This window comes from Thermoanaerobacter siderophilus SR4 (assembly GCF_000262445.1).
Lineage (GTDB): Bacteria > Bacillota > Thermoanaerobacteria > Thermoanaerobacterales > Thermoanaerobacteraceae > Thermoanaerobacter > Thermoanaerobacter ethanolicus.
Map to the genome: position 1 here is coordinate 75,407 of NZ_CM001486.1, position 13,428 is coordinate 88,834.

11 protein-coding genes and 1 pseudogene are annotated in these 13,428 nt (G+C 37.0%); all 12 read right to left on the reverse strand.

Annotated elements, in window-relative coordinates; all coding sequences use genetic code 11:
* Window positions 1-77: 77 nt before the first annotated feature.
* Complete coding sequence (locus THESIDRAFT1_RS00395; protein WP_003869247.1) at window positions 78-1,373, reverse strand: pyrimidine-nucleoside phosphorylase; 1,296 nt, start codon at window positions 1,371-1,373, stop codon at window positions 78-80.
* A gap of 15 nt (window positions 1,374-1,388) precedes the next feature.
* Window positions 1,389-2,558, reverse strand: a complete 1,170-nt coding sequence (locus THESIDRAFT1_RS00400) for a phosphopentomutase (RefSeq protein ID WP_004402531.1) — start codon at window positions 2,556-2,558, stop codon at window positions 1,389-1,391.
* A 42-nt stretch (window positions 2,559-2,600) separates the two neighbouring features.
* Window positions 2,601-3,008 (reverse strand): cytidine deaminase, encoded by a 408-nt coding sequence (locus THESIDRAFT1_RS00405; RefSeq protein WP_003869245.1) that lies wholly within the window; start codon window positions 3,006-3,008, stop codon window positions 2,601-2,603.
* Between the two features lie 15 nt (window positions 3,009-3,023).
* Window positions 3,024-3,749 (reverse strand): GntR family transcriptional regulator, encoded by a 726-nt coding sequence (locus tag THESIDRAFT1_RS00410; protein WP_003869244.1) that lies wholly within the window; start codon window positions 3,747-3,749, stop codon window positions 3,024-3,026.
* A gap of 15 nt (window positions 3,750-3,764) precedes the next feature.
* Window positions 3,765-4,688: an ABC transporter permease gene (locus tag THESIDRAFT1_RS00415; RefSeq protein ID WP_003869243.1), complete on the reverse strand. Its 924-nt coding sequence runs from the start codon at window positions 4,686-4,688 to the stop codon at window positions 3,765-3,767.
* Window positions 4,685-5,743 carry an ABC transporter permease gene (locus tag THESIDRAFT1_RS00420; RefSeq protein WP_003869242.1) on the reverse strand — a complete coding sequence of 353 codons (1,059 nt, stop codon included), beginning with the start codon at window positions 5,741-5,743 and terminating at the stop codon, window positions 4,685-4,687. Before THESIDRAFT1_RS00420 ends, THESIDRAFT1_RS00415 begins: the two co-directional genes overlap by 4 nt.
* Window positions 5,743-7,272 carry an ABC transporter ATP-binding protein gene (locus tag THESIDRAFT1_RS00425; RefSeq protein ID WP_006569146.1) on the reverse strand — a complete coding sequence of 510 codons (1,530 nt, stop codon included), beginning with the start codon at window positions 7,270-7,272 and terminating at the stop codon, window positions 5,743-5,745. Before THESIDRAFT1_RS00425 ends, THESIDRAFT1_RS00420 begins: the two co-directional genes overlap by 1 nt.
* A gap of 58 nt (window positions 7,273-7,330) precedes the next feature.
* On the reverse strand, window positions 7,331-8,386 hold the full coding sequence (locus tag THESIDRAFT1_RS00430; protein WP_004402538.1) for a BMP family lipoprotein: 1,056 nt from the start codon (window positions 8,384-8,386) through the stop codon (window positions 7,331-7,333).
* Between the two features lie 212 nt (window positions 8,387-8,598).
* Entirely contained in the window at window positions 8,599-9,240 is a 642-nt protein-coding gene (locus THESIDRAFT1_RS00435; protein WP_006569147.1) for a cyclodeaminase/cyclohydrolase family protein, read from the reverse strand.
* Window positions 9,241-9,528: 288 nt separating this feature from the next.
* Complete coding sequence (hutI, locus tag THESIDRAFT1_RS00440; RefSeq protein ID WP_004402001.1) at window positions 9,529-10,776, reverse strand: imidazolonepropionase; 1,248 nt, start codon at window positions 10,774-10,776, stop codon at window positions 9,529-9,531.
* A gap of 9 nt (window positions 10,777-10,785) precedes the next feature.
* A pseudogene (ftcD, locus tag THESIDRAFT1_RS00445) lies at window positions 10,786-11,681 on the reverse strand (glutamate formimidoyltransferase).
* Window positions 11,682-11,704: 23 nt separating this feature from the next.
* Entirely contained in the window at window positions 11,705-13,354 is a 1,650-nt protein-coding gene (gene hutU / locus THESIDRAFT1_RS00450) for a urocanate hydratase (RefSeq protein ID WP_003869236.1), read from the reverse strand.
* Window positions 13,355-13,428 lie beyond the last annotated feature (74 nt).

The window sequence follows — 13,428 nt, forward strand, 5'->3', positions numbered from 1 at the left end:
TTATCGGTTTAAATCAGCAAAACTTAATAGAAATAAGCGGTTCTTCTTACAAAACACTAAAAAGAACCGCTTTTTTGTTACTCAAATATTAATGTTGGCCTTTCCACAGGCTCATCAGAGAGAAGAATATACTTTTTAATTTCATTTAAAGCCCATTCAGCTTTACCCTCATCATTAGCATATATTGTAGCAATAGGCTCACCTTTTCTAACTATATCTCCAACTTTTCCACCTAACATTATACCGACTGCTAAATCTATTTTGTCTTCTTTTTTCTCTCTTCCCGCTCCTAACTTCATCGCTACAAGGCCTAAATCTAAAGCCATCAGGTCTTTTATATATACATCCCTGTCGGCAATCCAAGGTCTTATATACTTAGCCTGTGGTAAAAGTGATAAATCGTCAACTACTCTTTCATCTCCACCTTGAGCCTTTATAAATTCTTTAAATTTTTGTAGGGCTTTTCCGCTATCAAGTGCTTCTTTTAGTTTTGCCCTCGCCTCTTTGTCGTCTTTTGCAACACCTGCAATTTGAAGCATATCAGAACCAAGTAGCATACATACTTCCAATAAATCTTTAGAACCATGACCTTTCAATACTTGAACAGCTTCTACTATCTCAAGTGCATTTCCTATCGCAAGCCCTAACGGATAATCCATATTTGTAACGTGGGCTACAGTCTTTCTCCCTACAGAATTTCCTATATCCACCATCAACTTAGCAAGGGCTTTGGCACTTTCTAAGTCTTTCATGAAAGCTCCTCTTCCAACTTTTACATCTAATACTATTCCATCCGCTCCTGCAGCAATCTTTTTACTCATTATAGAGCTCGCTATAAGCGGAATAGAATCTACTGTCGCAGTAACATCCCTTAATGCATATAACTTTTTATCTGCAGGAGTGAGATTTTTAGTCTGCCCAATCACAGCAATACCGTATTTATTTACGTTGTCAATAAACTCTTCTTCGCTGAGTTCTACTCTCATTCCTGGTATTGACTCCAGTTTGTCTATCGTTCCACCAGTATGCCCTAAACCTCTTCCTGACATTTTGGCAACAGGAGCTCCACAGGCTGCTACCATAGGAGCAAGTACTAATGTGGTAGTATCAGCTACACCACCGGTTGAGTGTTTATCCACTTTGATTCCTTTAATCGCTGATAAATCCATCACATCGCCAGAATAAGCCATAGCCATAGTAAGATTGGCAGTCTCTTCTGGTGTCATTCCCCTAAAATATATGGCCATTGCTAAAGCGCTCATCTGATAATCAGGAATATAATCTTTTGTGTAAGAAGAGATTATAAAATCAATCTCTTCTTTTGTAAGAACTCCACCATCTCTCTTTTTCATTATAAGGTCATACATTCGCATAAATTATACCCCCACTCATAAAGGTAATTCCTTCAAGAAAGATGTGCCATGTTTTGTAGGTCCAACTTTAAATATCTCGGCTATTGTAGCTGCAACGTCTGAATAAGTACTTCTCACTCCAAGATTTACTCCATGTTTCATTGAAGGACTATAAACTAATAGTGGTACATACTCCCTTGAATGATCAGTACTTGGTGTAGTAGGGTCACACCCATGGTCAGCAGTTATAATTAGTAAATCTTCCTTTGTAAGTTTTCCCATTATCTCAGGAAGTCTGTTATCAAAATGTGTTAGAGCTTTTGCATATCCTTCAACATCATTTCTATGGCCATACAACATATCAAAATCAACTAAATTTGTAAAAATCAAGCCATTTTTAATTTCATCCATCGCTTTTATAGTAGCTGTAATGCCCTCGTCATTGTTTGTCGTATGGTTTTTTTCAGTAATTCCCTGTCCAGCAAAAATATCCTCAATCTTTCCTATAGCAAAAACCTCATATCCAGCTTCTTTTAACATATCTAATATAGTAGGCTCAAAAGGCTTTAACGAAAAATCTCTCCTATTTCCTGTTCTCACAAAATTTCCAGGAGTACCGGTAAAAGGCCTTGCAATGACTCTTCCCACCGCATGGTCTCCTTTTAGTATTTCCCTGGCAATTTCACAAATTCTATAAAGCTCTTCAAGAGGTATGACATCCTCATGGGCCGCTACTTGAAATACGCTATCAGCAGAAGTATAAACTATAGGATATCCTGTTTTTACATGTTCTTCTCCCAATTCTTTTATTATTTCAGTTCCTGAAGCAGGCTTATTTCCCAAAACTTTTCTCCCAATCCTCTTCTCAAACTCTTTGATAATTTCCTCAGGAAAACCATGGGGATAAGTAGGGAAAGGCTTTTCAGTAATAAGTCCTGCTATCTCCCAATGGCCTGTTGTAGTATCTTTGCCTGCTGATTTTTCAGCCATTTTGCCATATCCGCCAACAGCATTCGGGTTTTCAGGAACGCTTTTTAAAGGTATAATATTTCCCAAACCTAATTTCCCCATATTAGGAAGTCCAATACCTGTTTTTTCTGTGACGTGACCTAAAGTATTAGAACCCTCATCTCCAAATTTATATGCGTCTGGCAATTCTCCTACTCCGACGCTATCTAAAACTATTAGTATGACTCTTTTGAACATTTTACCACCTCTTCTATGAACTTGTGTACGTATTATTCCCCATTATTCCCTTAAATCTTTTGAGGTAAAAGCACCTGGCAATAAGTCTTTAACAGTAACAACAGCGTAATCGCCTTTCATATTGCTGAGTATCACGACCATGTCTTCTCCACCAAGTTCCATCATTACCTGCCTACAAGCACCACAAGGAGAGACAGGACCTTCAGTGTCAGCAACAACAGCAATTGCCTTTAATTTCCTTTCTCCATTTGCATAAGCATTAAAGAGAGCTGTTCTTTCTGCACAATTTGTAAGACCATAAGAAGCATTTTCAATATTGCAGCCTTGATAAGTTTTGCCATTTTCAGTAAGAACACAAGCACCTACTTTAAAATGGGAATAAGGCACATAAGCCCTTTCCCTCGCCTCTTTTGCTAGATCTATAAGCTTCTCATAATCTTTATATTCCATCTTATGCACCTACTTTCATAATGTCCTTTTGCGTATAATATAGAAATCAAATTTAGATGCGTTAAAATAGTTAGAAGAATAAAGGATTGGCATGTTGTTTTCATCGTAATGGACTTGCTCTAAAAGAAGTATTGAATCATTTTTATCCATCATAAGTTTTTTCTCAACTACAGGGTCATGTTTTATGACTCTTATATTGGAAACTGCATAAGTTATTGTTATAGAATGCTCACTTTCAAGATAAGCAAACACAGATTGCTCAAATCCCGTAAAAGATTCCCCTACAATATTTTGAGGCAATCTATCTATACAGTAAACAACAGGCACATCATCAGCTGTCCTTACCCTTTCTACTTTATATATGATATCTCCTGGCTTTAATCTAAGATGATTTGCCTCATTTTCTGTAACAGGAAGTTTGTATACGGTAAAATCTTTTGTACCAGGCACCATTCCTTGTCTTTCAATTAAAGTGGTAACACTAAATAACTCTTCCAAGCCACTCTTTATAAGTGGTTTTCTCCTTACAAAAGTTCCTACCCCTTGCTGTTTCACTATAAGTCCTTCATCTTCTAAAATTCTCATTGCTTCCCTTAAAGTAGCTCGACTAATGCCAAATTGTTTGGCAAGCTGTGATTCAGAAGGGAGCTTGCTCCCTTCCTTCCACTGCCCTGTCTTTATCAATTCTTCCATTTTCCTTAAGGCGAGCTCATACAGCGGTTTTTTCTCAGGTAACAACATCGACATAAAATCCCCTTATTTCTTTGGTGTATAAGGTACTCCATCTGCAGCAGGTGGCACGCTCTTTCCACCGACACCCACAAGTGCAAGTATTGTCAATATATAGGGCAACATCATGATTATATTCTTAGAAAATGCCGTATTCTGAAGCTGCATGCTGAGAGCTGTTGCAAATCCAAAGAGAAGTGCAGCACCAAAAGACCCAAAAGGTGTCCATTTACCAAAAATCATTGCTGCCAACGCAATATAACCTCTACCACTTGTCATATCAGGGTTGAAACTATTTAACGCACCTATTGACAGGTAAGCGCCACCCATCGCAGAAAGAATACCGCTTAATGCAACGCCAAGATACCTTAATTTTATAACATCAATACCCGCTGTTTCAGCCGCCTCAGGATTTTCACCAACTGCTCGAAGTCTTAGTCCCAAATTTGTGTGGAACAGAAAATAATCTGATATGAATAAAATTATTATCATCAAATATACTACTACACTGTGCCCACTTAAAACTTGACCTAAAAATGGTATATTCTTAATGCCTGGAATATCTATAGTGGGAAGCATAGGAGTATCAGTAGGAGTACCTGTAAAACCATACATCGTATTTAAAAGGTACGCCGTAATACCCGATGCAAAAATATTAATTGCCATACCTAAAATTATTTGATTAGCCGTTAAGCTTACAGCCGCCCACGCAAAAATCAAAGCAACTATAAGCCCTACTATTATAGCACCTAAAAATCCTAACCAAGCGCTACCTGTCGCATGAGCAAATACAACTGCAAAAAACGCTGCAATAAGCATAATACCTTCCATCGCTATATTTACGACGCCAGATCTTTCAGAAAAAGTACCACCTAGCGCAGGTAATGCTAATGGTGTGGCCATAGCCAAAGTAGCTGCCCAAAGTTGTGGATTTAAAAATATTTCCTTCATGCTTCTGCCTCCTTCTTTTGCTTTTTAGCAAACATACCTTTTATAACTTCTGCTACTCTATGAGCTGCAACGAAGAATACTATAAGCCCTGTAATAACGTCTGCCATTTGACCTGGTACCTGCGCATTAAGCTGCATATACTGAGAACCAGTACCTAAAGCCGCAAACAAAATTGCCGCAAATATAACTCCTATCGGATTGTTGTTTGCGAGAAGCGCTACAACTATTGCTGTATAACCGTATCCAGAAGTAAAACTGTCATAAAGCCTATGCTGGACTCCTAACATCTGAACAGCACCTGCAAGTCCTGCAAAGGCGCCACTTAGTCCTAATGAAAGCACCATATTCAAAGGCACATTCATTCCTGCGTACCTTGCTGCTCTTTGATTATATCCTACTGCTCTCATTTCAAAACCCCATGTCGTTTTAAACATAAGCCAATATACAAAAATTGCAGCAGCAAGAGCAATAAAAATTCCATAAGAAAGTTGAGTGTTTTGAATCAAAAATGGTATTACTGCACTTTCCTTAATTACAGGAGATTGAGGAATTGTTCCTCCCTTCTCCATCATAGGGCCAAACTCAAGTAAAAAATGGCTAAAATATATAGCAATATAACTCATCATCATGGTAGTTATAACTTCATTAGCACCAGTATAGGCTTTTGCAAGTCCTGGAATGAGTCCTGCCCAAAGTCCTCCTGCTATCATCGCAGCTATAAGTGCAAAGGGTATATGAATATACCATGGCAATCCAGTAAAACTATAGCCTATCCAAACACCTACTATTGCACCTATCCAATACTGTCCTTCTGCACCTATATTAAATAGTCCAGCCTTAAAAGATATAGCTACACCCAATCCTGTCAATATAAGAGGTACAGCAGCTGCAAGAGTATTTGCAATATTATTAACTGAACCAAAAGCACCTATAAATAAAGATATATAAGCTGTTATAGGATTAAATCCTGTAATAAGCATTATAATAGAACCAACTATTATTGCTATAAGCACAGCTACAACAGGAATATACAGTTCTTTTAAAAGATTCTTCATTATCTCGCCTCCAATGTCGTCTTATCAAATCGTGAACCAGCCATAAGCATTCCTATTTGTTCTCTCGTTGCAGTTTTGCCGTCCAAAACATCCATAAGCTGTCCATTGTATATAACTCCAATCCTATCTGATAATGACATTATTTCTTCTAGCTCTAATGAAACGAGAAATACAGCAGCACCTTTATCTCTCAATTCCAGTATTCTCTTATGGATATATTCTATGGCGCCAACATCCATACCTCTTGTAGGCTGAACTGCAATCAAAAGCTTAGGATTGTATCCTACCTCTCTTGCCAAAATAACTTTTTGCTGATTTCCTCCTGATAAACCACGAGCCTTAAGCATGTATTCGGGAGGCCTTACGTCAAATTCTTTGACTTTTTTCTCGGCATTTTCATATACTTTTTTATATTGAATTACACCATAGCGAGAATAGGTGGGATCTTTATATTCCCTCAAAATCAAATTTTCTGCAATTGTAAAATCCAAAACAAGTCCATCTGCTTGCCTGTCTTGTGGAATATACGATATACCCTCTCTATAAAGCTGTCTTGTAGTAAAATTTGTAACATCTTTTCCATAAAATAAAATATTGCCTGATTTCTTAGGCCTTAATCCCATTATAGCTTCCACTAATTCTAATTGCCCATTTCCATCAATACCTGCAAGTCCAAAAATTTCTCCTTCGTGTATTTCAAAACTTACATTTTTAACCTTAGGAACGTTCTGCTGGTCAACTACATTTAAATTTTTAACACTTAAAACGACATCCCCTGGCTTGTACTCACTCTTTTCTATTCTCAATACTACTTCTCTACCAACCATTAAATTAGCAAGTTCTTGCTCATTTGTTTCTTTTGTGTTCAAAGTACCAACAGTTTTACCTCTTCTCATAACAGTAACTCTATCAGAAATCTCTAATACTTCTTCTAATTTGTGACTTATAAATATTATTGACATACCTTGTTTTACAAGTTCTCTCATTATTTCAAATAATTTTTCTGTTTCCTGAGGAGTAAGCATAGCTGTCGGCTCATCTAAAATCAAAAGTTTCGCTTTCCTATAGAAAGCCTTTAAAATTTCAACCCTTTGCTGAAGACCAACAGATAAATCTTTTACTTTTGCTTCAGGATCTATTTCTAAGTGATATTTTTGTGAAATCTCTCTTATGAGTTCATTTGCTTTTTTCCTATCGTAAGTTATGCCTTTAGGCTCTGCACCTAATACGATGTTTTCTGCAACTGTCAAAACAGGAATAAGCATAAAGTGTTGGTGTACCATTCCTATACCCTTTTCAATAGCTTCATGAGGACCACTTAGATTGAGTTCTTCCCCATCAAAAATAAGCTTACCTGAATCCGGTTTATATAAACCGTATATAATATTCATTAAAGTAGATTTGCCAGCACCGTTTTCTCCAAGTATAGCGTGAATTTCTCCCTTTTCAACTGTAAGGTTGACATTGTCATTTGCTACAACCTTAGGAAATACTTTCGTAATATTCTTTACTTCTAATATCGCGCTCATACTCCTACCTCCAAAAAGGGGCTGAACAGTATTCAGCCCCGGTTTTTATGGTTTTAGTTTATTTTGAAACTTTATCAGATACTGTTATCTTACCGTCTTTTATATCCTGTGCTAATTGATTAACTTTATCTATGATAGATTGTGGAACATCTTTATTCACTTTACCTATTCCTACACCCTCATTTTTCAAATCAAAGTATACAATACCACTCTTGAAGTTACCATTTAAAGTATCCTTTATAACATCATATGTTGCAACATCAACTCTTTTTACTGCTGATGTCAAAACATGATCAGGAGCTAAATAGCTTTGGTCTGCGTCAACACCAATAGCATATACGTTTTTCTCTTGTGCCGCTTTTATTACTCCGTCACCAGTACCACCAGCAACTTGGAAGATTATTTCTGCACCCTGGCTTATCTCTGTCAAAGCCATTTGCTTACCTGCCGCAGGGTCATTGAAATTATTTGTATAATTGATAATAATTTTTATGTCAGGATTTACAGCTTTTGCACCTTGTTGATAACCTGCAATAAAGCTATCAACTGGTGGTATTTGCATTCCTCCAACCACACCTATGGTGTTTGTACCTTTTACTTTACCGACTTTTTCTTTCTCCATTAATCCAGCCATAGCACCTACAAGATAACCGACTTGCTCTGTCTTGAACATAGCTGATGAAACATTAGGTCTGTCTGTCACTTCTGAGTCAATTATAAGAAATTTCGTGTCTGGGAATTTTTGTGATACTTCTTCAACAGCATCATGCATCATAAAACCTACTGCAATTATCAAGTTGTACCCTTGTTGTGCAAAATTTGTTAAGTTTGGTACATAGTCTTCCATTTTCTTTGATTGTATTACGTTCACTGTAACACCTAATTCTTTAGCAGCTCTTTGCAAGCCTTCATAAGCCATTTGGTTAAAGCTGTGGTCATTGATGCCACCCACATCTGTTACAAGACCTACTTTAAAATCTTTGTTTTTAGATTCTTGCGTAGTTTGGGGTTGTGTACTTTCTTGCTTTGTCTTTGAAGAGCATCCTGACAAAAGCACTGAAACTGATAACACTACAATTAACAAGGATGCTAAAACAACACGCCACCTTTTCATCATATAACCTCCTACAAAAAATTTTGTTACCGTTTACCGATTTTGCACTCGGTAAACATATAAGCTTGTCTGACATCTAACTTTATTATAACTTTATCAAAGGTCATATACAACTCCTAAATTCATCAGTTTTACTTAAAAGGCATACAATTTCTCTAAAAATCTCCGTTTTTCTTTATGTATCTTTCACAATTATATTTTTTATTTTACTATTACCCTGAAATTTTATTTAATACTTTATTTACAACTTCATCTCTTACTTCCTTGTATTTATTTAAAATTTCATCGCATTCTATCCGCGCTTTTTCTGCCAGTTCTTTATCCTTAATATAAGGCAAATTCACTTTTACATTTAAAACAGCTCCTTCTATAGCTGCATATAGTAGAATAGCCCCAACTGCCGCATCAGATATGGCATTAGGATTCCCGTATTCCGCAATCAACATCGTCGGGGTAAATGCCTCTCCACATAATCTCGCAAGTTTTAGAGGAACATTCATAGCGTTAATATAAGCTTTTTGAAGCGCTTCGTTCCTTATTTTTCTATTTTCTTCAGTATCTTTTGGCATTTTAAGGGCTTTCATCACTTCGTCATAAGCTACAGTGTCTTCATCAATAAGCTTTACATATTCTGCAAGAAGTCGATTACATATACTAAGCCCTTGTTGAATCTCTTCTTTAATATCATCAGTATATTCCTCATAAAATTTTCGCCCTATTGTAAGATTGTAAACCATAGAAGAAAGGGCAATCCCAAGGCTTGCTGATACCGCCGATACACTTCCTCCTCCCGGTGTTGGTGATTTTGAGGCCACTTTTTCAATATACTCCTTTAATGAATCATCAATTAGCATAAAATCATCTCCTTCTCTGTGTATATATTTTCCCCCACTACCTATTATACCAATGATATATAATTTCCGTAATACAACTGCCAAAAAAATTGTTACAATATTTTTGAGAGTTTTATATTATTTGGGGGTTTTCAAAGATATATTTGTATAAAAAAATCCACAGCGCATACTGTGGATTTTTTTGACGTCATACTTTTCACCACGTTTATTAATAATTTTCTAAAACTTCCTCATTATATTTATCATAAACATATTTAAAATCTGCTGCACGTTGTAAAATACGCATTTTTACCTTACCCCAATTACAACCGCCTTGTCCCCTTTTGACTTTATAACTGTATTTACATGATTTATTCCAAAGTGGTACATCACATAGTCAAGGTTTGGTACGTCAATTAAGAGTATGTCTGCCTTTTTACCCTTTTCTATTGTGCCTATTTCATTTCCCCTATCAATAGCACAAGCTGCATTTAAAGTTACAGCAGTTAAAATCTCTTTGGCAGACATTTTCATTTTTATATACGCAAAAGACATTATAAGCTGTAAATTTTCTGTAGGGCTTGTCCCCGGGTTGTAATCCGTACCAAGAGCCACAGCAAGACCTTTTTCAATTAATTTTCTTGCATTGGCATAAGGTCTATCTAAAAAGTAAGAAACTCCAGGAAGAAGTACCCCTACAGTACCTGCTTTTTTCATAAGTTCAATTCCTTTTTCAGATACCTCTTCAAGATGGTCTGCGCTTACAGCACCTAATATTCCCGCCAATTCTCCTCCACCACTTTGTGTCAACTCATCAGCGTGAATTTTAAGTTTCATTCCATACTTTTTAGCCTCTTCTAATATCTTTTTAGACTGTTCATAGTCAAAAGCTCCATCTTCGCAAAAAACATCACAAAACTCTGCAAGATTTTCCTCTTTTACTTTGGGAATCATTTCATTTATAATTTTATCAACATATCCCCAAGAATTCTCCTTAAACTCCGTGGGTATTGAATGAGCCCCTAAAAAAGTAGGAACAATATCCACAAGAGAGATTGAATTAAGCTTATTCATAAGTCTTAAAAGCCTTATCTCTTCTTCTGTGCTAAGTCCATATCCGCTTTTTACTTCTACAGTAGTAGTGCCATGAGATAGCATTATATCAAGGCTTTTCATAGCTTTTTCTATCAATTGGTCATCAGAAGCATTTCTGGTTGCATTAACAGTAGAAAGTATTCCTCCACCTTGCTTTAATATGTCTACATAACAATACCCTTTTAATTTAAGTGCCACTTCATTTTCTCTTGAGCCATAATGTATAAGATGAGTATGAGGGTCTACAAATCCAGGAATTGCAATCATGCCTTTTGCGTCAATTTTTTCTTTTGCAGAAATTGCGGCAGGTGATTTTCCTGCCGCTAAAATTTTTCCATCTTTTATTGCAATATAAGCATCTTCAATTTCTTCTATATTTTCCATGTCACTTCCACATTGTGGGCAATTGCCAAGAGGTGTATAAATTTTCTTAATGTTGTATATTAACAAATCTGCCTCCATTTTAACACCTCATTCGTATATTCTGTTTTCTAAAACCATATTTTCAGAAAAGTTCTCTATTCTTAAATAATAATCTGCCACATCAAACAAAGCCTTTGCTGGCACAAGCCCTATTATTTCACTGCCTATAACATTTACCCCATACCTACTAGCTTCTGCTTTAATTGTTTCAAAAACTCTGTAAATAGGTGTTTTATTAAAATCAGTAAGGTTCATCGACACCTGTACAATTCCTCTTTCTTTTAATTCCACCCCCATCGCCTTTACATACCGGTAACCGCCGCTTGAAAATCGGATAGCTTTAGCAATTTTGTTAGCTATATCAATATTGTCTGTAGCAAGATTGACATTGTAGGCAATGAGAAAATTTCTTGCGCCAATCACTGTCGCACCGCTTTTGGTGTTCATCTCCTGAGGGCCAAAGTCAGGCTTCCATTCCGGCTGTTTTATCTTTTCAAAAAAGCCTTCATATTCTCCTCGCCTTATATTCTCTAATTTTTTCTTTCAGGAGTTGTAGCAGCTTCTTCATATAAATACACAGGTATATTAAGCTCTCTTCCAACCTTTTCTCCTACTTCTCTTGCAATTTGGATACATTCTTCCATTGTAGCATTTTTCACAGGTATAAAGGGTACTACATCTGTTGCCCCAATCCTCGGATGCTCCCCTTTATGGTACCTCATATCAATTATCTCTGAAGCTTTTTTAATGAGCTTAAAAGCCGCTTCTTTTACTCCCTTTGCATCTCCACAAAAGGTTATAACTGTCCTGTTGTGGTCTTTATCGGAAGAGTAATCCAAAAGCTTTACTCCTTCCGTCGACACAACTTCTTTGACAAGCTGTGCTATTTTTTCTTGGTCTCTTCCTTCACTAAAATTAGGTACACATTCAATTATCTGATCCATTTATTTCCTCATCCTTTCCAACGTTATTTTAGCATAGGCATTTTTATTCCTTTTTCTTTCGCAGTTCTTATTGCAATTTCATATCCAGCATCTGCATGTCTCATAACACCAGAACCAGGGTCAGAGGTCAAAACCCGCTCTATTCTCAAGTCAGACTCTTTTGTTCCATCGGCACACACCACTACTCCTGCGTGTATTGAATATCCTATTCCAACTCCACCGCCGTGATGTACTGATACCCATGTAGCTCCTGAAGCAGTATTTAACAAGGCGTTAAGTATTGGCCAATCTGCGATAGCATCACTGCCATCTTTCATTGCCTCCGTTTCTCTGTAAGGGGATGCAACAGAACCTGTATCATGGTGGTCACGACCTATTACAATAGGAGCTTTCAGTTCGCCTTTTCTCACCATTTCATTTATTGCAAGTCCAAATTCCGCCCTTTGGCCATATCCTAACCAACAAATCCTCGCAGGCAATCCTTGGAATTTAATCTTTTCTCTCGCTAACCTAATCCATCTTTCAAGCAGTTTATCTTCAGGGAAAAGTTCTAAAACTTTTTCGTCAGTCTTGTAAATATCCTCAGGGTCTCCTGATAATGCAATCCAGCGGAAAGGTCCCTTCCCTTCAGAGAATAAATCTCTTATATACTCAGGAACATAACCTTGGATATTAAAAGCCTCTTTTACCCCTTCATCATAAGCCATTCTCCTTATGTTATTGCCGTAATCAAAAGCTATTGCTCCTCTTTTTTGCATCTCAAGCATTGCTGAAACATGCTCTGCCATAGCTTTTTTAGCTCTCTTTATATATTCCTCCGGATTTGATTTTCTAAGAGCAAATGCCTCTTCTAGTGTCATTCCATTTGGCACATATCCGTTTAATGGGTCATGGGCTGATGTCTGGTCTGTTACAACGTCTGGAATTATTCCTCTCCTTACAAGCTCAGGATGAACATCTGCGGCATTTCCGACAAGTCCAACTGACAAAGGCTTTCCTTCTTCTTTCGCTTTCAAAACCATTTCTAAAGCTTCATCAAGATTGTCTGTCATTACATCAAGGTATTTAGTATCTAATCTTCTCTGTATTCTATTTCTGTCCACTTCTACTACAAGGCATGCGCCATCCAACATGGTAACTGCTAAAGGCTGCGCTCCGCTCATACCTCCAAGTCCGGCTGTAAGTACAAACTTTCCCTTCAATGTTCCATCAAAATGTTTTTTAGCAAGAGCTGCAAAAGTCTCAAAAGTTCCTTCTATAATCCCTTGTGTTCCTATATATATCCAACTTCCTGCTGTCATTTGCCCATACATGGTAAGCCCTTTTGCCTCAAGGTCCCAGAAATTTTCCCAATTAGCCCATGCAGGTACTAACATTGCATTGGATATGAGCACTCTTGGTGCCATTGTATGAGTTTTAAAAATTCCTACAGGTTTCCCAGATTGTATGAGAAGTGTCTCATCTTCCTCCAAATTTTCTAAGCTCTCTATTATTTTATCAAAAGCTTCCCAATTCCTTGCAGCTTTTCCTGCTCCTCCATACACTATCAAATTCGCCGGGTCCTCTGCTACCTCCGGATCTAGATTGTTCATCAAAGTCCTGTAAGGCGCCTCTATTTGCCAATTCTTGCAATGTAATGTGGTCCCCCTTGGCGCTCTTATAACTCTTGACATATTTAAATCCCCCCATAAATTTTTTAATTTGGTGATATAGTATATTTCTATTTATCACTTCAAAAATCCTGCTA